The following is a 23,165-nucleotide window of genomic DNA, read 5'->3' on the forward strand; positions in this document are numbered from 1 at the left end:
GTTATTACTACTCTCTATTTATTTTTTGAAAAAGGTTTTAAAAATTCATTCACAATAAATGGGATTATTGATAAAGCTATAGATGTGATCCAATCTTTTGTACTCAAGGTTTGTGTGCCAAAGAATATATTAAGTGATGGAGTTGTTATTATAATTATTTGTATAATTAAGCCTATTAATATTGAAAAAATTAGTTTCATGTTTGAAAATAATCCTATTTCTAATAAGTATTTATCTTCTGATCTCATGCTAAGTGATAAAAATAATTGAGAAAATGATAAGACGATGAATGTCATGCTTTGGGCATATACAAGGCCGATTTTTTTGTATCCAATAAGAAAAGAGATAATACTTACAATTCCAATTATTAATGCATTAAAAATTAATTTTAAAATATTTGATTTTGAAATTAAATTCTCATTACTTTTTTTAGGTTTATTATTCATTATATTTTTGTCGTGAGTATCAACTCCAAGGCTAAGAGCGGGAAGAGAATCTGTGATTAAATTTATCCACAGGAGATGTGTAGGTGATAATGGTAGTTCAAAGTTAAATAAAATTGATACAAAAATTGTTAATATTTCTCCAAGGTTACATGTTAATAGGAATATTACTGATTTTTTTATGTTGTTAAATATGTTTCGTCCTTCTTCAATAGATGTGATTATAGTTTTAAAATTGTCATCTGTAAGTATAATGTCTGAGGCATTTTTGCATACATCTGTTCCAGTTATACCCATTGATATACCAACATCTGCCATTTTTAGTGAAGGGGCATCGTTTACACCATCTCCAGTCATAGCTACTATATTTCCAAGTGATTTTAATGATCTTACAATTTTAACTTTATGTTCTGGAGAAACTCGGGCAAATACACTGATATTTTTGATTTTATCATTTAATTCATTATCTGTTAGTTTATTTATTTCGGATCCTAACATTGTTTCATCTATGTTTTCAGCTATACTGAGATTTTTAGCAATAGCAAAGGCTGTATTTCTATGGTCACCAGTTATCATTATTGTTTTTATTCCGGATTTTTTTGAAATTTCTATGGATTGTTTAACTTCTTCTCTAGGAGGATCGATCATTCCAACTATTCCAAGGAATATGAGATTATCTTCATAGTTGTCTTTAGTTAAATTTATGATTTCTTTGTATGCAAAACCGAGTGTTCTTAGTGCAGAGTCTCCCATTCTCTTAGTTTCATTTAAAATATTTTTTCTAATATCATCTGTTAACTCGTGGATATTGTCATTTATAGAAATTTTATTGCAAATTTTAAGTAGGTTATCAACTGCACCTTTTGTAAAAGAGTAGAAAATATCATGAACATTATTTACTGTGGTCATTAATTTTCTATCAGAATCGAAAGGTATTTCAGAAATTCTTTTGAAGTTATGATTTTCTATATTTTTATATGCAAATCTAAGAAGTGCAATTTCAGTAGGATCTCCAATTTCCTCATCTTTAGAATAACTTGAATCGTTACATAGAGTCATACTTCTTATGAAGAATTTTTTAGTATTATCATCATTTTTAAATTCACGTGCATCAAATTTAGAATTATTTATGAAGTATTCTATAACAGTCATTTTGTTTATTGTGAGAGTGCCTGTTTTATCAGAACAAATAACATTTACAGATCCTAAAGTTTCAACGGATGAAAGTTTACGAACAATTGCATTTTTTTTGATCATTTTTTGGACTCCAATAGCTAAAACTATTGTAACAATTGTTGAAAGACCTTCAGGTATTGCTGCAACAGCTAAGGATACTGCGATGAAAAATATATCAATTAGTTTATTTCCTTGAATGAGTCCAGTTATCATAATGATTACACATATTATAATTGTAAGAATTCCTATGTTTTTTCCGAGAATATTTAACTTTTTTTGAAGAGGAGTAATTTCATTTTTTGAATCATTTAAAAAAGAAGCTATTTTTCCTATTTCTGTATTCATTCCTGTTGAGACAACAATTCCTTCTCCACGTCCGTATGTAACTATAGTTGACATATATCCCATATTTTTTCTATCTGCTAATGGAATAGATTCATCTTTTAAAAGAGTATCTATACTTTTTTCAGACGGAACAGATTCTCCCGTTAATGCAGATTCATCTATTTTAAGATTTGCACACTCAAAAAGTCTAATATCAGCAGGTACAATTCTACCAGCATCAAGCAGAACAATATCCCCTACGACTAAATTTTCTGAATTTATTTCAATTATCTTATTATCCCGTTTAACGATGGATTTTGGAGAGGAGAGTTTTTTTAGAGATTCAAGAGATTTTTCAGATTTATATTCTTGTATGATACCTATGGACGAATTTAAAATAATAACTAAGAATATTATTATAGCTTCTTTATGGCTTCCTAGGAAAAACGATATTATGTTTGATAAAATTAAAATGTAAATAAGTATGTTGTTTATTTGATCAAATATAAGTTTGAGTAAGCTTTTTTTAATTTCTTTGTTTAATTCATTAGTGCCATTTTTTTGTAAAAGTTTAGAGGCGTAGGAAGTTGATAAACCTGTTTTTGTGTTTGTTTTCAAAGTTTTTGAAATGTATTCAATTGATTTTGAGTGCCACATCATTTTAACCTCCATTTGTTATTTAGAATATTATTATTTTATTTTGCACAAAAATTATTAGTTTTTTATAAAAAATAATTTAAATATAAATTGAAAAAAAGATAATCATAATATATGAGTTTAATTATTGAGGAGTAATAATTCTATGAGGATATCTGGATTAGAAGTTAAGGAGAACAAAAATAATTTATCAAATAATGTTAAGGTAAGCAAAAATAGAGCTGATATTTTAACGAGTCAATTAGATAACAAACTTTCAAATAGATCTAAAAAAGATTTAAAGGAACTTTTGGATTCTATAAAAAAGATAGGGAATAAAGTGGTTGTAACTAAAGAATATAGAGATGTAGTTGAATATAAAAAGTTAGTTAAGCAGTATCTAGGTAAGGTGCTTGATGATATGTATTCTTTAAACAAGTTTTCAGATGCATTTAATTCTAGATATTATTTAACAGTTGATACTATAGATCAAAAACTTAAGGATTTGACTAATCAAATAATAGGCGATGAGAAGGATAATTTAGCTATAGTTACAACTATTGATGAGATTCAAGGGCTTATAGTAGATGTTTATAAATAAATTTTTAAATTGATTTGAACAAGAAAAAATATTTTGGTAGAATTTCGACATTAACATTTAAATATTTTCGGAGGGTAATTACAAAAATGTTCAAGGGATTAAATTTAAAAGGTTTGGTATTTTTTTTTGGAGGTATGCTTCTATTAGCTTTAGGTATAAGGATTATTAGTTTATCGAGTCTAGGATTATCTTTTTCAGATGCACTTTTTCTTAGAATTTCAGATATTTTTAATATTCCGGCTTCTGTGTCTAGTTTTATAGTTGGAGTATTTACAATCATTGCAGCTAGCATTATTTTGAGGAAACGTCCAAGATTTGAATGCTTAATTACATCTTTTATAGTTGGTTTTTTTGTGGACTTTTGGATTTTAATCATAAAAGATGTTTCATTTGATGGGATTTTAATTAATATTTTGGTTTTTTTGGTAGGAATAGTTATATTGTCAATGGGAATTTCTATTTATCTACAGCCAGGGTACTCACCGCATCCTAATGATTTTTTATTTATGTCTATAAGAAATAGGTTTAATATTTCTATTTTTAAAGCAAAAATTTTAATGGATTTATCATTTGCTATTTTTTCAATATTACTTATGTCAAAAATAGGTATAGGAAGTATTTTTAATACTTTATGTTTGGGAATTTTTATAGATAAAGGTTTTAATATATTTCAGAAGATATACAACAAATAATTAATTACATATGTCAAAGTTTTTAATGATCCATATAATATATTTGGAGTTTTATATATTTTAGGAGATGTGCATTTATGGATCATATGGATATAAAAAATAAACTTAAAGGTACAAAAACTGAGAAAAATTTGTGGGAAGCTTTTATTGGAGAATGTGAAGCTCGTGTACGGTATGAATTATATGGTAATATAGCACGAAAAGAAGGATATGAGCAAATAGGTTCTATATTTGATGAAACATCTTTAAATGAGAGGGAGCATGCAGAAATTTGGTATGAGTACTTAGGACAATTATATGATACAGTTAAAAATTTAAAATCTAGTATAAAAAATGAGAATTATGAATCAATTGAAATGTATATAGAATTTTCAAATATAGCCAGAGAAGAAGGATTTTTGGAATTATCAGAAAAATTTAAGAAGGTTGCAGAAATTGAAGATGCTCATTCTAAGAGATTCTCAAAACTTGAGAATAATATATTAAATGGGGAAGTTTTTCATAAAGATAAAAATGTTATATGGCAATGTAGAGTCTGTGGATATTTAGAATATGGAGAGAATGCTCCAGAAGTTTGTCCTGTATGTGCTCATCCACAAGGATTTTATCAGTTGCAAGAAAATAATTTTTAATTTAAAGAGCAATTGAGTAAGCAGAATAAAATTCTGCTTACTTGGTTGCTTTTATTATTGTATCTTTTAATTCATATATCATTAAATAAATTAATTTCATATTTATTTTAGAATCAAATTTGATTTTTGGTTTTGAAAATTTATTTTTATCGTATAAGAAATGTATGTTTTTGCAAATTATAGGGGTTAGATTGCATTCATCCATGGTTTTGTATGATGAATGTTTGAAACATTTATCTGGTATGATGTTTTCAGTTTTATGATTAAATCCAAAGTATTTTTCACTTTCATAATTTTTCGGAATGTTTGGGAATGATGAGAAAATTTTTGAAGGTATGAGTACATTATCGTAGAATTTTTGGGATTCGCTTTTATTAAATCGAAGGAGATATAGCTCGTAGGATATTATATCATAGGTGTCTGTTATCTCATTTTTGCACAAATTTTCGTTTGAAAATATTTCATCTAAATCCCAAATGTATTCTGAAATTAACTTTTTTTGATCATGTAATGTATCATTATTTTGTTTTGATATTGTAGATTTTAATTTTATGAGTGAATTGTAGAGAAGAAATTTATCATAAGTGGAAATAGATGAGAGTGAGTATTTAGAGAAGAAATTTTCTATTATATTTAAAGACAAGTCTATGATTGAATTGTCTGGTAACGTATCTATATAAAGAGAAAAGGCATAAAGTATTTCTATAGATTTTTTACTAGGACAATTTAAGATATTATCTTTAAATTTAATAAACATATCTCTGATTTCTTTCGAAAAATTTAGAAAGGGTATTTTATATGGGCTTGTATCTTTTAAAAGATTTGAACATTTAGAGAAACAAACCATTAAATATGCCTGTGGAGAAAATTCAAAAGATGTGTCATATGAACTAAATGATACGTAATTTTTATTTTTATCATCGTATGATGCGACCATATCTACAAATAATCCAATATCATTTCTAAAATTATTAACATAGTAATTTAATTGATGTTTAGCACATGACACATAAAATTTAACGATTTCATTTCGTTTTTTCTCATTGTGTATTATTTTTTCGTAGTATTTTGCTAGGTTTAAAATGCATAATGTCATGTAAGCATTGCTTAGTATGTCGACCTTTTTTTTAATTTTATCTTGTTTCCAGTTTAATATATGTTTTTCTGATTTTATATTTGGTTTAGCTTTTTTATACAAACATGCGAGTGGATATATATGTTTTGTATTTAAAAGATCTGTAGACGGAGGTCTATCTTTAAATTCTTTCCCGTGTATAATTTCTCCACATTTTGAGTTTAATAGTATTTGTTTTAAACTTTCTTTTGAAAAATTAAAAAGCTGGTACTCTATTAATGGGTATTTAAGAGAGTTTAATTTTAAAAATTTTCCTAAATGATTTTGATCCATAAAGTCACCTCATAATTATTATATTGCTTCAACTATTTATTAAATACTAATATTAAAATTTTAATTGATATGTGTGATATAATATTTCGGAGGTGTTTTAAATGAAAATGGGAAAATTAAATTTAAAGGATTTTGATGATGTAATTAAAAATTACATGGGAATAAAAAAGAAAAGCACATTATTATCTTCAAGTATTGGTGAAGATAGTTGCATTATTGATATTAAATTAATTAAAGAGGATTTTATACTTATATCGTCAGACCCGATTACATTTACATCAAAGGATATAGGGAAATTATCTATTATAATAAATTCAAATGATATATACGCAACAGGAGGAAATGGATATGGAATTATTTTAACCATATTAATTCCAGAGAATAAAACGATGGAAGATTTTAGGTCTTTAATGGAAGAAATAAATAAAGAATGCATAGAACATGATTTGGAAATTTTGGGTGGTCACACAGAAGTTACAAATATTGTAAATGATATAGTAGTATCAGTAACCATTATAGGAGTAGCAGACAAAAAAGATATTGTAAGAACATCGACTTCTAAAAAAGGTGATTTGATCTTTTTAACAAAAACACTTGGAATAGAAGGAACAATTCTTTTATTTGATGAGGTTAAGGATAAATTGAGTTGTAATTATGATGAAGATATCGAAAAGTTTAAAACTTATCTTAGCATAAAAGATGAAAGTAGAATACTTAAAAATTTTAATATTACATCTATGCATGATATAACAGAAGGTGGACTCATTGGAGCATTACTTGAGATGAGTTATGCATCAAAGAATGGTTTTAGAATTGTGAATGAAAATATAGAAATTCACAAACTTACAAGGGAATTATGCTCTATATTAAATAAGGATGTATTGCGTATTGTATCTTCTGGGAATTTAATTTTCACATCTAATAAAATGTATAAAAACGATATATTAGATGCGTTTTATGATAAAGGAATAGAGTGTAGTGTAATAGGGGAAGTCATAGATGATGGAGATTATTTTATAAATTATAATGGTATAGATAATAGAATTTTAGCAAATATAGAAGATTCTTACTTGTTTTAAGGGGATTATATTTATGAAGATGATTGTTGCAAGTAACAATGATAACAAGGTAAAAGAAATAAAAGATATATTTAAAGATTTAAATTTTAATATTGTATCTTTAAAAGATGAGGGTATTTTTATTGATGTAGTTGAAGATGGTAAAACTATACATGAAAATTCTTATAAGAAAGCTAGGGTGATATATGATTATTTATTGAGTATTCATTATAAAGATTTTTGTGTGTTAAGTGATGATAGTGGTCTTATTATAGATTCTTTAGGAGGAGCACCTGGTATTATGAGTGCAAGGTTTTCCGGTGATGGTGCAACTGATGATGAAAATAATAATAAAGTTTTAAAATTAATGGAAAAAATAGATGATAATCATAGGACTTCAAAATTTTTGACTGTTTTAACTATAATATTAGAAACAGGAGAGGAAAAACAATTTGAAGGTGAATTAAATGGTTTTATTCTAAGAGAGAAAAGGGGCGATAATGGTTTCGGATATGATTCGATTTTTTATGTAAATAAATTTTCTAAAACACTTGGAGAAATTACAAAAGAGTGTAAGAATTCTATATCCCATAGGTATATTGCACTAAACAAATTAAGAGAATATTTAAGTAAATAAAATTTTAAATAAAAAAGTAAAAATTATATTGACAATATAATTATATCGATATATAATTGAATATGTTGAGAGCAGGAAATTAATATATTTTTAAAATGTTAGATTTCTTGAGTTAACGGGGTGTGGCGCAGATGGGAGCGCGCGTGCTTTGGGAGCATGAGGTCGCAGGTTCGAGCCCTGTCACCCCGACCATGTGCGGGTATCGTATATCGGTAATACTCCAGCCTTCCAAGCTGGCAAGGTGGGTTCGATTCCCACTACCCGCTCCAAAATGTGGTGAATGTAGTTCAGTTGGTAGAGCGCCAGATTGTGGTTCTGGTTGTCGTGGGTTCGAGTCCCATCATTCACCCCATAGATATAGGGATATAGCCAAGTTGGTAAGGCAACGGACTTTGACTCCGTCATGCGTAGGTTCGAGTCCTGCTATCCCTGCCAATATGGTTCGTTAGCTCAGGTGGTAGAGCACATGACTTTTAATCATGGTGTCCGGGGTTCGAGTCCCCGACGAATCACCAATGAATGCAGGTGTGGCGGAATTGGCAGACGCACTAGACTTAGGATCTAGCGCCTTACGGCGTGGGGGTTCGACTCCCTTCACCTGCACCATATAAAATTTGTATTTTTGTTGCGGGAGTAGCTCAGTTGGTAGAGTGCCACCTTGCCAAGGTGGATGTCGCGAGTTCGAGCCTCGTCTTCCGCTCCAAATGTGCGGGTATCGTATATCGGTAATACTCCAGCCTTCCAAGCTGGCAAGGTGGGTTCGATTCCCACTACCCGCTCCATATTATGTGTCTTTAGCTCAGCTGGATAGAGCAACGGCCTTCTAAGCCGTAGGTCAGGAGTTCGAATCTCTTAAGACACGCCAATAATTATTAATTTAGGAAAAGAAACGATATTTTATATGTATCGTTTCTTTTTGTTTAATTAAAATTAATATATAAAATTTATTGTAGTAGGAGGATTTGTTTATGCAAATAGGATTGATTGGATTAGGAAGAATGGGATTTAATCTAGCTCTAAATATGAGAGATAAAGGGCATGAAGTTGTTTGTTTCAATAGATCTAAAGAAAAGGTTGAAGAAGCTATTAAAGAGGGGTTGCATGGAGTTTCTTCAATTGAAGAATTAGTTAATAAATTAGAAGGAAGAAAAGTTATTTGGATCATGCTTCCAGCAGGTAAAATTATTGATCAAATTATTGATGTATTGGTACCTCTTTTAAATAAGAACGATATAATTATTGATGGTGGAAATTCAAATTATAAAGATACTTTAGAAAGGTATGAAACTTTAAAATTAAAAGGAATAGATTTTGTTGACGTTGGTACAAGTGGTGGAATTGATGGAGCTAGAAATGGCGCTTGCACTATGATTGGTGCTGAGGATGAAGTATTTTCATATATAGAGGAAGTAGTTCGTGATATAAGTGTTGAGAATGGATATTTACATTGTGGTGGAAATGGTTCTGGACATTTTGTAAAGATGGTTCATAATGGTGTTGAGTATGGTATGATGGCTGCTATTGGAGAAGGATTTGAAATTTTAAACAAAAGTAGATTTGATTTAAACCTTGAAAAAGTTGCTAAGGTTTGGAATCATGGTTCTGTTGTAAGAGGATGGCTTATGGAGCTTGCTCATAATGCTTTTAGTAAAGATCCTCAGTTAGATAAAATAAAAGGTGTTATGTATTCTTCAGGGGAAGGACTTTGGACTGTACAAGAAGCACTTGATTTAAAAATACCAGCGACTATAATAACTCAATCATTACTTATGAGATATAGGAGTGAACAAGATGATTCTTTAACAGGAAAGTTGGTTGCAGCACTTAGAAATGAATTTGGTGGTCATGCTGTTAAGGATAATAAATAATGTTTTTAAATTTTGGGGGGAGTATGGATCAAATAAATACTAATGAACCAAATATATTTGTTATATTTGGAGCGACAGGGGATTTGACATATAGAAAATTAATTCCGGCAATTTACAATTTATATATACAAAACTTATTACCTGAAAAATTTAATTTTATATGTGTTGGACGTAGGGAATTTTCTCAAAATGATTATAGAAATAATGCTAAGAAGGCCTTGAAGGAATTTTCAAAATCCACATTTAAAGAAGAAGAATTTGAAAAGTTCTCTGAAATTTTTAAATATTTAAGGTTGGATTTTGTTAAAGATGAAAAGTATCAATCTCTTAAAGATTTGATAAAGAGCATGTGCGAAAAATACTCACATGATGAAAACATACTTTATTACATGGCAGTATCTCCAGAATATTTTTCTGTTATAGTAGATAAACTTAAGTCAAATAATTTGGCGGATAATACTAAAGGAATTAAGAGGGTTATAATTGAAAAACCTTTTGGAGAGAATTTAGAATCTGCTAGAGAATTAAATAAAAAGATGACAGAAACATTTACAGAAAATGAAATTTATAGAATTGATCATTACTTAGGCAAAGAGATGAGCCAAAATATAATGGCTATAAGATTTGCTAATCCGATACTTGAGCACGTATGGAATAACAGATATATTGATAATATTCAAATAACTAGTAATGAGTCTTTAGGAGTTTTAACAAGAGGTAAGTATTATGAAAAATCAGGTGCTCTTAAAGATATGTTTCAAAATCATATGCTTCAATTATTAACACTTATTGCGATGGAGCCACCTGTGTCTTTAAGTACGGAAGATGTAAGAGATGAGAAGGTTAAGGTTCTTAAGGCGATGCCGATAGTTGATGAAAAATTTGTAAGAGAAAATATTGTTCGTGGCCAATATATTGAAGATAAAAAAGGTACTTTGAAGGCATATAGGTCAGAGGAAGATGTATCTTGTGATTCTATGGTTGAAACATTTGTTGCTATAAAATGTTTTATTAACAACTATAGATGGACTGGTGTTCCTTTTTATGTAAGGACAGGTAAAAGACTTAACAAAAAGATAACGGAAGTTGTTATTGAATTTAAGAATGCTCCATTTGTTTTATATAATGAAGATAATAAATTACAACCGAATCTTCTCGTTATAAGAATACATCCTGATGAGAGAATATTTTTAAATTTGAGCGTTAAAAAGCCTGGAAATGAAAATGAAATCATACCAATTCAAATGGATTTTTGCCAGAATTGTCATTCGCTTGTTTCTACAGAGGCATATGAGAAACTTATGTATGATGCTATAAGGGGAGAATCTACATTATTTACGAGATGGGATGAAACTGAGTTTTCTTGGAAGTATGTTGAGAAAATATTTGAAATATGGGATAACAATAAGGATATTCCTTTGTATAATTATCATTCTTTAAGTGAGGGACCATATGAAATGAATAAATTACTTCATAAAGAAAATATGAAATGGTGGGATATTTAGATGAGAATACATGATATATCGACTTTGATTCATCCAGATATGATTGTTTATAAAAATAAGGAGGACAAGAAACCTGTAATTACTGTTGTCAGTGATTATAATAAGGGGACTAGTTATGAAAGTAGAGCTCTTTTAGATATGCATGTTGGCACTCATATGGATGCTCCTCTTCATATGATAGAAGGTGGGGAAACTATAGATAATCAAGACTTGTACAAATGTGTTACTGATTGCAAGGTTTTTGATCTATCTCACGTTGAAGAGAAGATTGAGATGAAAGATATAGATAAATATAGTATTTCAGAAAATGATTTTATAATTTTTAAAACTAGAAATTCTTTTTTGAAAGAATTTGATTTTAAGTTTGTATTTATATCGATAGAGGTTAGCCAATTTCTTGCAAAGAAAAAGATTAAAGGTATTGGTATCGATGCTTTAAGTGTTGAGAGGGATCAACCTAGCCATGAAACTCATGAAGCTTTCCTTAAAGATGGTATTGCTGTTCTTGAAGGATTGAATCTTAAAGATATTAATGAAGGGGAATATTTTTTAGTTGCCCTTCCTCTTAAAATAAAAGGAGCTGAAGGTGCACCTTCTAGAGCGATTCTTATAGAGAGATAGGTTAATGCTATCTCTCTTTTTATTACCATAAATTACACGTCTATAAATTAAATTTAAACATAATTGATTGAACATACTAATTTATATAGATTTGCACTTTAGATTTGAGGTTATAAGGTTATGTTTGATAAATTAAAATGTTTGTTTAGTTTTAAGTGGTTTTACATTGTACTTTTTATAATCTTAAGTATTTATACATTTTGGGATGAAATTCAAATTGGAAGTGAAACAATTAAGTTTATGAGAAGCGTTCAAAAAGATGAGAGAGTGCATGAGGTTTATTCGTTTAAAGATAGTAAAGTAAATATTATTAATATTGATAAAGAGTATTTTGAAGATAGTGAGTCTATTTATGATGGTGATGTTAAATATATGTATTTTAGACCTATTCCAAATGAAAAATTATATAGCTTAGATATTAATAAGAATAAAAAATTTTATAATTCCCTTATAAGTATAGATGAGTTTAAGAGAGTTCTAGAGGAATTGTATAAAAATAATTACATGATAATTAATATTTCAGATCTATATGATCAGGTTTACAAAGAAGGAAATTTTAGAGTTAAGCGTAAGATATTAAATATTCCAAAGGGAAGGAAACCGTTTGTTTTATTTGTTGATGATTTTGGTTATAGTTCTTCAAAGCTTATCATTGATGAAGGAGATATGAAAGTTAAGATGATGAAGCTTCGAAATGGGAATGAAGAAATAACTGAAGAGGATAATGTAATAACAATTGTAAATAAGTTTGTTAGGGAAAATGAAGATTTTTCTTTTAATAATGCAAAAGGTGTACTTTCTATTGTTGATTCTGAATTTATATTTGGATATAACACAGGTAGAAATATTACTCGTAGATTGTTTATAGATAGTGTTAGGATTAAAAAATTATCAAATGATATTTATGAAGCCAAAAGGATAGCAGATAATCTTAAAGATGATGGATGGACATTTGCGTGCAATACATATGGTAATATAGATTTTAAAGATATAACCCTTAATTTGGTTAAGAATGATATGGACAATTGGTTTAGATATGTATCAAATATAATCGGATACACAAATTTATTTGTTTATCCTGCAGGTGATGTAATAGATAAAAATGATGAAAGATTTAAATATTTAAATGAGAGTGGATTTAATATTTTTTGTTCATCAATAAAGAGGAGTAATAATAAGGACTGTTTTAAAATGGAGCAGTATGTTGATATAAGTAGGGACCTTATATGTTATGATACTATAAACTTGCATCGGGAGGGTGATTATGATATATTGAAAAACATTATGGTAAATCCTAGAAAGGGTAAAAAAATACATAGGGATGGTATTTATGAGTAAGATTGTTGAGTTTAAAGATGTTTCTAAACATTACAAGGTTGGAGAAATTACTATTGATGCACTTCATGATGTTAATTTTTCTATAGATAAGGGTGAATTTGTTGTAATCCTTGGTGCGAGTGGGGCAGGTAAAACTACTATTTTAAATATTTTAGGTGGAATGGATTTGGCATCTTCTGGAGAGGTTATTGTTGATGGTGAATATATTACTAATTTTAGTAAGAATCAATTAACAAAATATAGGAGAGAACAGATTGGATTTGTGTTTCAATTTTATAATTTAATACCAAATTTAACTGCCATTGAAAATGTTGAATTTGCAACAAGTGTTTGTAAGGATTTTTTAGATGCTAAAGATATGTTAAATAGAGTTGGGTTATCTGAGAGAATAAATAATTTCCCAACACAGTTATCAGGTGGTGAACAGCAAAGGGTGGCGATTGCAAGAGCGATTGCAAAAAACCCATTACTTCTTCTCTGTGATGAGCCTACGGGAGCACTTGATTATGATACGGGAAAGAAAGTTTTAAAACTCTTATATGAGATAAATCAAACACTTAATAAGACGGTTGCTTTAATTACACATAATTCTTTAATAGCACCTATGGCTGATAAAGTTATACACGTTAAAAATGGAACTATAGAACGTATAGAATTTAACGAAAATAAGGTTCCTGTTGAGGAGATTGAGTGGTAGATGAGAGTTTTATTGTTAAAATTATTTAGAGATATTAAAACATCGCTTGGTGGATTTATTTCGATAATATTTGTTATCGGTATAGGTTCTGTGTTTTTTACGGGGCTTTCAAATTCTGTAACTTCCGTTAGAGATTTGATTGGGAATTATTATAAAAATCAAGAGTTTATGGATTATACTGCGTATTTTAGGCAAGTTTATTCAGAAGATTTGGAAGCTTATAAATCGAATAATAAAATTGATAAATTGGAATTAAGGCATACCATTAATACTACAACTAATTTAAATAATAGTGATAGTGATTTGAGGATACATACTTTAACTAAAAATATAAATGTTCCATATATTTATGACGGTACGCTTCCTTCAAACAATGAAATAATATTAGATAAACTTTATATGAAGTTAAATAAATTAAATATTGGGGATTATATTAAATTTGATTATAATGGCATAAATTTTGATCTTCGTATATCTGGGATTATGGATTCTCCAGAGTATGTTTATAAAGTAAGGGATAAATTTTCTGCAAATATTGATCCAGATGGGTTTGGAGTTGGATATATTACAGAAGATACTATTAGATTAAAATTTAATGAAAATAATATTTCTTATTTTTATACAGAGGCACTTATTAAATCAAGTGAAGTTTTAAATGGTGATGAATTTAAAGATATACAAAATTTTGTAAATATGGTTAAAAGAGAGGATCATGTTAGTTATTCATCATTTGATGGGGCGCTCAATCAAATTGATAAGGTTGTTGTAATTTTTCCCATAATATTTTTTATAGTTGCAGGAATTATAACATTTATATCAATGTCTAAGATGGTTGAAAATCAAAGACAGCAAATAGGAATTATGGGGGCACTTGGATTCTCAAGTTCTAGGATTTACTTTTCATATATAATATATTCGTTACTTGCATCTATTATAGGATCGTTCATTGGAGGGTTAATAGGGATTTTTACTCTGCCAAATATAATTTTAAAGACATTTTCATCTCAGTACACCTTTCCTATGTTTAAACTTAGAATTTATCCAGAATATATATTTTATGTAATATTAATTTCTATACTTTTTTCGATTACTTCAACTATAATTTCTTGTCATAAAACTCTTAAAGAGTCACCAGCAAATGCTTTAAGGCCAAAACCTCCTAAAAATTCGAAGCACATTTTCTTGGAAAAACTTAAAATATGGAAGAAGATTTCCTTTATTTATAAGATTATCATAAGAAATATATTTTATAATAAAACGAGAATGATACTTAGTTCTGTTGGTATGATTGGAAGTATTGCGTTTTTAATTACAGGATTTTCTTTAAAATCATCTGTTAATGAGCTTTTAAGCTATGAAACAAGAATTAGGGCATATGATTTTGAAACAAGAATGGTTAATGGGGTTAATGAGGATGAAGTTAAATCTTATCATAGATATATAGATGTTGCGGATTTGAATTTTACAACAATTGGGAATGTTTATCTTAAAAATGAAAATATAGAAATGCCTATAGTTGTTATTAAAAATGATAATTCATCTTTGAAACTTGAAGATAAGAGAGGAAATATAATAAATTTTAGTGAAAATAGTGTGGTAATTCCATCTAAACTTTTGGATGATTATAATGTGAATGTTTCAGACAACATAAATGTTGATATAAATCTTGGATTAAATTCAGTTAATTTAGATTTAAATGTTAGTGATGTTGCACAAATGTATTCAAGTCAAATGATATATGTGTCGAGTGATATATTGAAGAAGAATAATATAGAATTTCCATTTAATAGTGCATTTATAAAACTTAATAATAAAGATAATGTTACGGAAATAGTTGATGAGTTGAAGAAAAATGAAAATATAAGTTCTATAACTCTATCTAGAGATATGATGGATTTTGCAAAAGATATTTTAAAAATGATAGATAGTGTTATAATGATAATTATAGTTGGATCAGCTATTCTTGCAATATCTGTTATATATAATATTACATCTATAAATATTTTTGAGCGTATGCGTGAGATTGCGACTCTTTTGGTACTTGGATATTATGATAAAGAAATAAATAGGCTTATATTTATTGAAAATATAGTTTTAAGTGTGTTTGGTAGTATAATTGGAATACCTTTTGGTATTTTGCTATTTAAATATATGCAAGTTCTAATAGCTGATAGAGGAGCTACATTGCCTCAAAATATTTCTGGATATAGCATACTTTTATCTTTTGTAGTAGTTATGATTTTTTCAATATTTACAAATTTATTGTTAAAAAGGAAAGTTTTGAAAATTAATATGATTGAAGCACTTAAGGGTGTTGAATAAAGGTTTAAGTTTTTTACTTAAGCCTTTTTTGTTTGTAAAAAAGTTTAACATATTCTAAAACTTTTAAATAAACTAATTATTATTAATAAGTCAAGGTGAATTTATTTGGAAAAGGGTTATTTAGTTTTTGAAATTGCCAAGGATAACGGCGCGACTCCAGTTTCTAATGCTCAAATAAAAATAACTAATATCGATGGACGTGAAGTTAATAAAATACTTGGTGTAAACGAAGATGGAAGAAGTGATGAGATTGAAATTTACACAAAGAATATAAATTTGACTTTTGATAAATCAAATGAGTGTATTCCATATACGGAAGTAGATGCTGAAGTAAGGTTTGAGAATGATAAGATAGTTGAAATTAAGGGGATACAAGTTTATTCAAACACCACATCTATTCAAGAAGTTAAATTTGATAGTAGGGATCTATTTAGGAAACATCACAATAAAGATAAAAAAAGTAAGTCTAAGAAGGAACATATTTATTTAAAGAATGAAACACCTTGTGTTTTTAAATCAAAGGATAATGATGTGAAAATAAAAAATGGATTGTTAAAAGATGATAATAGCATAAAACCTATTGTTAAAAGTGGAGATGTTTGTATACCTGAATTTATAACAATACATCTCGGAGAGCCTAATGATAATGGCGAGATTATTACAATTCCATTTGTTGATTATGTAAAAAATGTTACTTGTTCAACTATTTATCCAACATGGAATGATGAAGCCATAAAGGCAAATATATACGCTATTGTATCTTTATCATTGAATAGAATTTATACAAATTGGTATAGAAGTAAGGGATATGGATTTGAAGTTACAAGTAGCCCTATTTATGATCAAATGTATGTTAAAGGTAGGAATTTATTTAGAAATGTTTGTAATATCGTAGACGACATATTTGACAAATGCATTAAAGTTAGTGGGTTTAATCAGCCACTTCTTGCAAAATGTGATAATGTAACTAGTGATTATAGAGTTTTATCAAGATGGGGAAGTTTAAGGCTTGCTGAGGATGGATTAGATGCTTTAGATATATTGAAAAAATATTTTGGGGATAATATTGAGATTGTAGAAATTCCAAATATTGAGTCTATCATTAAAAAATATCCGGATAAGGAATTGCATCATGGAAATTATGGTAAGGATGTTAAGTTTATTCAGAAAGCTTTAAACTTAATTGCAACAAAATATCCAGGTGTATCAAAGATATCAGATATTACAGGGAATTTTGGAGATGAAACAGAGAAGTCTGTAAAAGATTTTCAAAAAATATTCAATTTAAAAGTTGATGGCATAGTTGGAGAAAAAACTTGGAAGAAAATATCTTTAGTTTATTCATTAATTAAAAGATTGTTTGGAGATTATGATGATGCTGAAGAGGGAATGAGTAATAACAGAGTTTTAAGACTTGGAAGTGAAGGAGCGTTGGTTAAAGAAGTTCAAAATAATTTAAACAATATTTTAAAATATATACCTGGATATAAAAAATTAGATGAAGATGGGATTTTTGGAGAAAATACCAAAAGAGCAGTGGAATATTTTCAAAAAGTATTTGGACTTGTTGTTGATGGAATTGTTGGTAAGAATACGTTTTCTAGAATTAAATATGTTAAGGAAAATATAGAGAGTCTACAGGATTTTATAGAAAATAGTGTTAATAAAGATAGCAGGATTATGTATCAAAGGAAAGAATATGAAGATCAAAAATTTGAAGATATGTTACCAATTAAGTATGGAGATAAAGGAAGTTATGTAGAAAAACTTCAAAAGTTATTTAACATTGTGGCTAAGCATTATCATTTTTTAGATATTTTAGTTGAGGATGGAAATTTTGGAGTTAATATGGAGGAGGCTATAAAAAATTTCCAAAAAAGATTTGCTCTTATATGCGATGGTATTTTGGGAGATGAAACTTTAACTAAGTTGAAGGCACTTAAGAATGCAATAAATAACAACATGGATGGTAAATTGGAAGGAAAATTAAAAAAAGACGATATTAAAGAGAAAAGTGATAAGATAAGAGCGTATAGAGAGGAAGAAAATAAGCTTTGTAGTAAATCTCTAAGATCTGAAATTTCTATGAAATATCCAGGATTTGAATTAGAGTTTGGAGATGTATGTGGATATGTTACATTAGCCCAGCAATATATAAATTTTATAAGGAGTAATTCTAAAGGATATTTTAGAACTAATGTTGAACTTAAAGATGATGGGGTATTTGGAGAAAATACATTATCCTATATAAATGAGTTTCAAAATAAATTTATGTTTGATATAACACGCAAAATTGACAAAAATGTTTGGAATAGATTAATTTTAGAATATGAAAAAATTTATAAAGAGTAGTTAAAATTTATAAGATTTTCTATCATTGCTTTAATGTTTAGGAAATCTTTTTATTTATAATAGTTTAAGATGTTATATAATAATCTTGAATATTTAAATAGAGGGGTGTAGAATGATAAAATTTAATATTATTAAGAGAAGTTCATCGGTGTTATTTTTTATAATACTATTCTTAGTTATTTTTGTTTCATGTGGTTCAAATCAACAAAAAAAAGTAGTTATTACTTTTTTAGATTATTTAAAGAATGAAAGATTTGAAGAGAGTATGATGTACTTATATGATAATGAATCTAAAGAAACGTATCGTAAATATATAGAAAGTTTAATAAATATGGATAATTCTGATGAGGACATGAAAAAGATTCACGACATTATAAAAAATAAGGTTATGGATTTTACATATAGTGTAGGGGAAGTTAAGAAGGTTACTAATGAGATATTTAAGGTTAAAGTAACTATAAATAATTTTAATTTATATGATGCTTATAGAAAAACACTTCAACATATTTTATTGAATGGAAATGGTGAAAACTTAGAGAATACATCGGGAACATCATATATTGCAAATTTGTTTGTTTCATATGCAGATAGTATTGAAAGAAAAAGTACTGATGGAGAATTTACTGTAGTTAAACGAGATAATAAATATATTATAGAGTTAAATGATGAAATATTATATGTTTTATTTTCGAGTTATTTGGAAATTATAAGTCATTTAAATTAGTTAATCGGTTTGTTATATTGTTAGTATAATTATCAAGGTTTAATAGATACTAAAAAATATAAAAAAATTTAAGAATTATGTTTTTTAGTTAATAAAGTATGTTATATTATATAAGGAAATATGTTAAAGAATTTAGGAGGATGAAGTATTTGAGTAAAATTGTTTTTGTTGGATCTAACCATGCAGGTACGGCTGCAATTAATACTGTGTTAGATAATTATAAAGATAATGAAGTTGTAGTTTTTGATAGAAATTCAAACATAAGCTTTTTAGGATGTGGAATGGCACTTTGGATTGGAAATGTGATTGATGGACCAGAGGGATTATTTTATTCTTCCAAAGATAAAATGGAAGCTAAAGGTGCAAAAGTACACATGGAAACTGAAATAGAAGATATTGATTTTGAAAATAAGATTATAACTGGGAAAAATAAAAATGGAGAAGAAATTAAGGAAAGTTATGATAAGTTAATATTGGCTACAGGATCTCTCCCAATTTCTCCAAATATACCAGGAAAAGATCTTGAAAATGTTCAATTTGTTAAGTTATATCAAGATGCAGCTCAAACTATAGAAAGACTTAAAAATCCTGATATAAAGAAAATAACTGTTATAGGTGCAGGATATATTGGTGTTGAGCTTGCTGAAGCATTTAAAAGACATGGTAAGAGTGTGACTCTTTTAGATTTAGCATCAACATGTTTAGAGAGATATTATGATGAGCCATTTACAAAAATGATGGAACAGAATCTTTTAGATAATGGTATAGATTTGAGATTTGGTGAAAAAGTTGTTGAACTTAAAGGTAATGGAAAAGTTGAGAAGGTTGTAACAGATAAAGGTGAAATAGATACTGACATGGTAGTATTAGCAATTGGATTTTTACCAAATACATCTATTGGAAAAGGGAAAATAGAAACAATAGGAAATGGTGCGTTTAAAGTTAACTTAAAAGGTGAAACTAGTGTTAAAGATGTTTATGCTATAGGGGATTGTGCTACAATTTATGATAATTCAAAAGACCAAACTAGCTATATAGCACTTGCATCTAATGCTGTTAGAACTGGAATTGTTGCAGCTCACAATGCTTGTGGAACAGAACTTGAGTCAATTGGAGTACAAGGATCAAATGGTATTTCAATATATGGACTTAATATGGTTTCTACAGGATTAACTGTAAATACAGCTAAAATGTTTGGATTTGATCCAGAGTATACTGAGTATGAAGATTCTCAAAAGCCGGCGTTTATGAAACATGATAATAATAATGTTAAAGTTAGAATTGTGTATGATAAGAAAACAAGAAGGGTATTGGGAGCTCAAATGGCATCTAAACAAGATATATCTATGGGAATACATATGTTCTCTTTAGCTATACAAGAGAAAGTTACTATAGATAAATTAAGATTGTTAGATCTATTCTTCTTACCACACTTTAATCAACCATACAATTATATAACAATGGCTGCTCTTACAGCTAAGTAATAAATGGAAGACCTATTTTAAATAGATTTATTTATTTTATATAAAATTTAGTATGTAAAGATATAGATAAAAGTTAACTTAAATAATTTTAAAAAAAATTGTATAAAAAATTTTGAAAATGGAATTAATTAGATATCCTTAATTTTTACTATAACTTACTATACAAATTTTTAAAATCTCTAGCTATTTATGAGCTGGAGATTTTTATTTTTTATGTATCCTCAAAATAAATACACAATGTTACGAAAATTATAATATGAATATAAATTGTTAATTTTTAATTTTGAGCGGAGTTGATTGAAATGAGGAAATGTGAGTTCTGTAAAATAGAGATACCCGATAACTTAAGTTTGTGTTCTGTGTGTGATGATAAAATTAATGGACTTAGAAAAATTCTTGGTAAAGATGAATTGGTTATAGAGCAAAAAGAAGCTAATGAATGCGTTGATAATCATTTTGGAGATGATCGGAAATTTAAACGTGATTTAAGAAGTTTGGTATTTATTATCTTAATACTTATCTTTTGTATATTTTTAGTATCTTCACAAAGAGATAGTTATATAAAAGAAAACAAAGTGAATGAAAGTGTAATAAATAGTTCAAGTGATTTTGGAGATAAAAATTTAATTTTTGAAAATAGAGAATTATTTGGAGAAAGTAAATTAACACACTTATCTAATGATTTTGAAAATTTTATGTATGAAGATCCTTATATTCACACGAACTTAAAAGAGGAAGTTTTAAATACTACAAATTATAAGGATGTGTCCTATGAAGATAAAGTAAAGCTTATAAAAATAAGTAAAAGTGTAGTCAATTTATCTCATGAATTCTCAACTTTGACACAATTTCCTAATATTAAAACAAATATTGAGGATTGGATTATACAAAAAAGTGGAGATGTAATTAAGATTAATTCATATTTGACTTATGTTAATAAGAATTTATCTACTATTAGGGATAATTTTGAAGTAATCTTGAGAGAAAATGGTGATGGATATAAACTTATTGATTTATTTATAAATGATCAAAGAATTGTTAATTTGGTTTATTAAGATTAACTATTTAAATTTTATAATAATTAGTTTAAAATAAGGGTTATAATTTTTATTTTAAAAGGAGTTATTTTGTTTCATGTACGACAAAAAAAAATCAGTATTTTTAACTAAACTTGCTATTTTAATAGCTATCGAGATTATAATTGCGGTTACTCCTCTAGGATCTTTACCTGCAATAGGACCAATTGTTATGACACTTGCACATATTCCAGTTATAATTGGGGCCATTGTGCTTGGATTTAAAGGTGGATTGATAATGGGATTTGTATATGGACTTCTTAGTTTTCTTGTTTGGACGTTTATGCCACCTTCACCAATAGCTTTCTTATTTACTCCATTTTATTCACTTGGTGAAATAAGTGGAAACTTTTTTAGTTTAGTTATTTGTTTTGTTCCGAGAATATTAATTGGAGCATTAACTTATTTTTTCATAATGCTTATGTTTAAAAATGTTAAAAATTTGTTCTTTAAGACTTTTGTAGGTACTTTTATAGCTAATTTTGCTGCTTCCGTTTTGCTTCTATTATTTGTATATATATTTTTTGGACAGGAATATGCAACAGCTTTAAATGCTCCATATGAAGCTTTAATAGGAATAATATCGACTACGATAGTGACTAGTGGAATTCCTGAAAGTATACTCGGTGGGCTTGTAGCTTATGGAGTAGCAAAGATATATAAGGGTAATATAAACGAAATTAATTAATTATGAAAATAGTTTTAGGAATAGATATTGGAGCATCCACAACGAAAATTGTTGGACTTAGTGAAGATAGAAAAATTTATTCATTTCAGTTAAATGCAGAGGAAAGAAGTGTATCTGGCTTTGATATGGTGTATAAATTTTTAAATTCTTATAATTTTTCATTGAGTGATATTTCATCGATTGCATTAACTGGAGTTGGAAGTTGTGACATGAAAGATGAGATTTGTGGAATAAAGGTGTATAAAGTAGATGAGTTTAATGCGATTGGATATGGTGGACTTTATATATCAAAAAAAAATCAGCTTTAATAGTTAGTATGGGGACAGGCACTGCATATGTAAAAGCGTGCGGTGAATCTATGACCCATATAGGTGGAAGTGGGGTTGGAGGAGGAACACTTCTTGGATTATCTTCTATTTTATTAGGAACAAAAGATGTAGATATGATTGAAGAATATTTTAAATGTGGTGAACTTAGAAATGTGGATTTAAGTATAGATGATATATGTAAGGAACCTATAGCTGGCTTACCTCCTGATATTACAGCCTCAAATTTTGGAAAAATTTCGAAATTTGCAAGTAAGGGAGATTTATCACTTGGCATAATGAATATGATTTGTCAAACTATAGGTCTTATTGCTATATTTTATATAAAAAATGAAAGTATTAAGGACATTGTACTTACAGGAACATTAACTGAATTTTTTGTTATAAAAAATATATTTAGTAGACTTGAACTTCTTCACAATGTAAGATTCATAATACCAGAGAATTCTGTATTTGCAACTTCAATAGGTGCGATTATTTATCATAACAGGTTTTTAAGATAAATTTAATATTTAAATTTGTATATTTATGTAGATAAAGGAAATAATTTTTCTAAA

20 protein-coding genes and 9 tRNA genes are annotated in these 23,165 nt (G+C 27.9%); 27 read left to right on the top strand and 2 right to left on the bottom strand.

The genetic code is table 11. The annotated features are described in order from the left end of the window. Positions 1 to 14: 14 nt before the first annotated feature. The gene (locus RATSFB_RS01680; protein WP_014094327.1) at positions 15 to 2,600 is read right to left on the bottom strand and encodes a calcium-translocating P-type ATPase, PMCA-type; all 2,586 of its coding nucleotides are present in this window, start codon (positions 2,598 to 2,600) and stop codon (positions 15 to 17) included. Positions 2,601 to 2,745: 145 nt separating this feature from the next. Between RATSFB_RS01680 and RATSFB_RS01685 the strand changes: the two genes are divergently transcribed. The 3 genes from RATSFB_RS01685 to rbr all read left to right on the top strand — a co-directional run bounded on the left by RATSFB_RS01685 (position 2,746) and on the right by rbr (position 4,504). Beyond that, positions 2,746 to 3,180: a YaaR family protein gene (locus tag RATSFB_RS01685; RefSeq protein WP_014094328.1), complete on the top strand. Its 435-nt coding sequence runs from the start codon at positions 2,746 to 2,748 to the stop codon at positions 3,178 to 3,180. Between the two features lie 86 nt (positions 3,181 to 3,266). Beyond that, entirely contained in the window at positions 3,267 to 3,872 is a 606-nt protein-coding gene (locus RATSFB_RS01690) for a YczE/YyaS/YitT family protein (protein ID WP_014094330.1), read from the top strand. 77 nt (positions 3,873 to 3,949) lie between these two features. Next, positions 3,950 to 4,504: a rubrerythrin gene (gene rbr / locus RATSFB_RS01695; RefSeq protein ID WP_014094331.1), complete on the top strand. Its 555-nt coding sequence runs from the start codon at positions 3,950 to 3,952 to the stop codon at positions 4,502 to 4,504. A 37-nt stretch (positions 4,505 to 4,541) separates the two neighbouring features. On the opposite strand, the gene RATSFB_RS01700 is transcribed toward rbr, so the two are convergent. Then, positions 4,542 to 5,912, bottom strand: coding sequence for a hypothetical protein (locus tag RATSFB_RS01700; RefSeq protein ID WP_014094332.1), 1,371 nt, complete (start codon positions 5,910 to 5,912; stop codon positions 4,542 to 4,544). Positions 5,913 to 6,013: 101 nt separating this feature from the next. On the opposite strand from RATSFB_RS01700, the gene RATSFB_RS01705 reads away from it, so the two are divergent. The 24 genes from RATSFB_RS01705 to RATSFB_RS07435 all read left to right on the top strand — a co-directional run bounded on the left by RATSFB_RS01705 (position 6,014) and on the right by RATSFB_RS07435 (position 23,111). Next, the gene (locus RATSFB_RS01705; RefSeq protein ID WP_014094333.1) at positions 6,014 to 6,991 is read left to right on the top strand and encodes an AIR synthase-related protein; all 978 of its coding nucleotides are present in this window, start codon (positions 6,014 to 6,016) and stop codon (positions 6,989 to 6,991) included. Between the two features lie 19 nt (positions 6,992 to 7,010). Continuing rightward, positions 7,011 to 7,607 (top strand): RdgB/HAM1 family non-canonical purine NTP pyrophosphatase, encoded by a 597-nt coding sequence (gene rdgB, locus RATSFB_RS01710; RefSeq protein WP_044035623.1) that lies wholly within the window; start codon positions 7,011 to 7,013, stop codon positions 7,605 to 7,607. Positions 7,608 to 7,723: 116 nt separating this feature from the next. Continuing rightward, positions 7,724 to 7,799, top strand: a tRNA-Pro gene (locus RATSFB_RS01715). 3 nt (positions 7,800 to 7,802) lie between these two features. Further along, positions 7,803 to 7,876: transfer RNA gene (locus tag RATSFB_RS01720), tRNA-Gly, on the top strand. A gap of 7 nt (positions 7,877 to 7,883) precedes the next feature. Beyond that, positions 7,884 to 7,959: transfer RNA gene (locus tag RATSFB_RS01725), tRNA-His, on the top strand. 7 nt (positions 7,960 to 7,966) lie between these two features. Next, positions 7,967 to 8,042: transfer RNA gene (locus RATSFB_RS01730), tRNA-Gln, on the top strand. Between the two features lie 4 nt (positions 8,043 to 8,046). Further along, positions 8,047 to 8,122, top strand: a tRNA-Lys gene (locus tag RATSFB_RS01735). A gap of 6 nt (positions 8,123 to 8,128) precedes the next feature. After that, positions 8,129 to 8,213 (top strand) — tRNA-Leu (locus RATSFB_RS01740). A 21-nt stretch (positions 8,214 to 8,234) separates the two neighbouring features. Next, a tRNA-Gly gene (locus RATSFB_RS01745) sits at positions 8,235 to 8,310 on the top strand. A gap of 5 nt (positions 8,311 to 8,315) precedes the next feature. Further along, positions 8,316 to 8,389: transfer RNA gene (locus RATSFB_RS01750), tRNA-Gly, on the top strand. A 6-nt stretch (positions 8,390 to 8,395) separates the two neighbouring features. Further along, positions 8,396 to 8,472, top strand: a tRNA-Arg gene (locus RATSFB_RS01755). Positions 8,473 to 8,575: 103 nt separating this feature from the next. Then, positions 8,576 to 9,475, top strand: coding sequence for a phosphogluconate dehydrogenase (NAD(+)-dependent, decarboxylating) (gene gnd, locus RATSFB_RS01760; RefSeq protein WP_014094335.1), 900 nt, complete (start codon positions 8,576 to 8,578; stop codon positions 9,473 to 9,475). A 23-nt stretch (positions 9,476 to 9,498) separates the two neighbouring features. Continuing rightward, complete coding sequence (gene zwf, locus RATSFB_RS01765; RefSeq protein ID WP_044035624.1) at positions 9,499 to 10,980, top strand: glucose-6-phosphate dehydrogenase; 1,482 nt, start codon at positions 9,499 to 9,501, stop codon at positions 10,978 to 10,980. Continuing rightward, entirely contained in the window at positions 10,981 to 11,601 is a 621-nt protein-coding gene (locus RATSFB_RS01770; protein ID WP_014094337.1) for a cyclase family protein, read from the top strand. A gap of 120 nt (positions 11,602 to 11,721) precedes the next feature. Further along, positions 11,722 to 12,939: a hypothetical protein gene (locus RATSFB_RS01775; RefSeq protein WP_014094338.1), complete on the top strand. Its 1,218-nt coding sequence runs from the start codon at positions 11,722 to 11,724 to the stop codon at positions 12,937 to 12,939. Continuing rightward, positions 12,932 to 13,636, top strand: a complete 705-nt coding sequence (locus RATSFB_RS01780; protein WP_014094339.1) for an ABC transporter ATP-binding protein — start codon at positions 12,932 to 12,934, stop codon at positions 13,634 to 13,636. Before RATSFB_RS01775 ends, RATSFB_RS01780 begins: the two co-directional genes overlap by 8 nt. Continuing rightward, on the top strand, positions 13,637 to 15,958 hold the full coding sequence (locus RATSFB_RS01785) for an ABC transporter permease (RefSeq protein ID WP_014094340.1): 2,322 nt from the start codon (positions 13,637 to 13,639) through the stop codon (positions 15,956 to 15,958). It abuts the gene before it with no gap. A 105-nt stretch (positions 15,959 to 16,063) separates the two neighbouring features. Continuing rightward, complete coding sequence (locus RATSFB_RS01790) at positions 16,064 to 18,310, top strand: peptidoglycan-binding domain-containing protein (RefSeq protein ID WP_014094341.1); 2,247 nt, start codon at positions 16,064 to 16,066, stop codon at positions 18,308 to 18,310. Positions 18,311 to 18,422: 112 nt separating this feature from the next. After that, positions 18,423 to 19,034, top strand: coding sequence for a hypothetical protein (locus tag RATSFB_RS01795; protein WP_014094342.1), 612 nt, complete (start codon positions 18,423 to 18,425; stop codon positions 19,032 to 19,034). A gap of 149 nt (positions 19,035 to 19,183) precedes the next feature. Beyond that, positions 19,184 to 20,518, top strand: coding sequence for a H2O-forming NADH oxidase (gene nox, locus RATSFB_RS01800; protein WP_044035493.1), 1,335 nt, complete (start codon positions 19,184 to 19,186; stop codon positions 20,516 to 20,518). Between the two features lie 302 nt (positions 20,519 to 20,820). Continuing rightward, a complete protein-coding gene (locus tag RATSFB_RS01805; RefSeq protein ID WP_014094344.1) occupies positions 20,821 to 21,573 on the top strand; it encodes a hypothetical protein in 753 nt (250 codons plus the stop codon). Between the two features lie 79 nt (positions 21,574 to 21,652). Then, positions 21,653 to 22,282, top strand: coding sequence for an ECF transporter S component (locus RATSFB_RS01810; protein WP_014094345.1), 630 nt, complete (start codon positions 21,653 to 21,655; stop codon positions 22,280 to 22,282). A 2-nt stretch (positions 22,283 to 22,284) separates the two neighbouring features. Then, positions 22,285 to 22,590, top strand: coding sequence for a hypothetical protein (locus tag RATSFB_RS07430; RefSeq protein ID WP_242821407.1), 306 nt, complete (start codon positions 22,285 to 22,287; stop codon positions 22,588 to 22,590). Between the two features lie 8 nt (positions 22,591 to 22,598). Then, positions 22,599 to 23,111, top strand: coding sequence for a hypothetical protein (locus RATSFB_RS07435; protein ID WP_242821408.1), 513 nt, complete (start codon positions 22,599 to 22,601; stop codon positions 23,109 to 23,111). The last annotated feature ends 54 nt before the right edge of the window (positions 23,112 to 23,165 follow it).

Origin of the sequence: Candidatus Arthromitus sp. SFB-rat-Yit (genome assembly GCF_000283555.1) — a bacterium.
Lineage (GTDB): Bacteria > Bacillota > Clostridia > Clostridiales > Clostridiaceae > Dwaynesavagella.

Excerpts from the sequence above, each read along its gene's own strand:
- RATSFB_RS01680 (WP_014094327.1), bottom strand. The coding sequence starts at position 2,600 with ATGTGGCACTCAAAATCAATTGAATACATTTCAAAAACTTTGAAAACA.
- RATSFB_RS01685 (WP_014094328.1), top strand. The coding sequence starts at position 2,746 with ATGAGGATATCTGGATTAGAAGTTAAGGAGAACAAAAATAATTTATCA.
- RATSFB_RS01690 (WP_014094330.1), top strand. The coding sequence starts at position 3,267 with ATGTTCAAGGGATTAAATTTAAAAGGTTTGGTATTTTTTTTTGGAGGT.
- rbr (WP_014094331.1), top strand. The coding sequence starts at position 3,950 with ATGGATCATATGGATATAAAAAATAAACTTAAAGGTACAAAAACTGAG.
- RATSFB_RS01700 (WP_014094332.1), bottom strand. The coding sequence starts at position 5,912 with ATGGATCAAAATCATTTAGGAAAATTTTTAAAATTAAACTCTCTTAAA.
- RATSFB_RS01705 (WP_014094333.1), top strand. The coding sequence starts at position 6,014 with ATGAAAATGGGAAAATTAAATTTAAAGGATTTTGATGATGTAATTAAA.
- rdgB (WP_044035623.1), top strand. The coding sequence starts at position 7,011 with ATGATTGTTGCAAGTAACAATGATAACAAGGTAAAAGAAATAAAAGAT.
- gnd (WP_014094335.1), top strand. The coding sequence starts at position 8,576 with ATGCAAATAGGATTGATTGGATTAGGAAGAATGGGATTTAATCTAGCT.
- zwf (WP_044035624.1), top strand. The coding sequence starts at position 9,499 with ATGGATCAAATAAATACTAATGAACCAAATATATTTGTTATATTTGGA.
- RATSFB_RS01770 (WP_014094337.1), top strand. The coding sequence starts at position 10,981 with ATGAGAATACATGATATATCGACTTTGATTCATCCAGATATGATTGTT.
- RATSFB_RS01775 (WP_014094338.1), top strand. The coding sequence starts at position 11,722 with ATGTTTGATAAATTAAAATGTTTGTTTAGTTTTAAGTGGTTTTACATT.
- RATSFB_RS01780 (WP_014094339.1), top strand. The coding sequence starts at position 12,932 with ATGAGTAAGATTGTTGAGTTTAAAGATGTTTCTAAACATTACAAGGTT.
- RATSFB_RS01785 (WP_014094340.1), top strand. The coding sequence starts at position 13,637 with ATGAGAGTTTTATTGTTAAAATTATTTAGAGATATTAAAACATCGCTT.
- RATSFB_RS01795 (WP_014094342.1), top strand. The coding sequence starts at position 18,423 with ATGATAAAATTTAATATTATTAAGAGAAGTTCATCGGTGTTATTTTTT.
- RATSFB_RS01805 (WP_014094344.1), top strand. The coding sequence starts at position 20,821 with ATGAGGAAATGTGAGTTCTGTAAAATAGAGATACCCGATAACTTAAGT.
- RATSFB_RS01810 (WP_014094345.1), top strand. The coding sequence starts at position 21,653 with ATGTACGACAAAAAAAAATCAGTATTTTTAACTAAACTTGCTATTTTA.
- RATSFB_RS07430 (WP_242821407.1), top strand. The coding sequence starts at position 22,285 with ATGAAAATAGTTTTAGGAATAGATATTGGAGCATCCACAACGAAAATT.
- RATSFB_RS07435 (WP_242821408.1), top strand. The coding sequence starts at position 22,599 with ATGGGGACAGGCACTGCATATGTAAAAGCGTGCGGTGAATCTATGACC.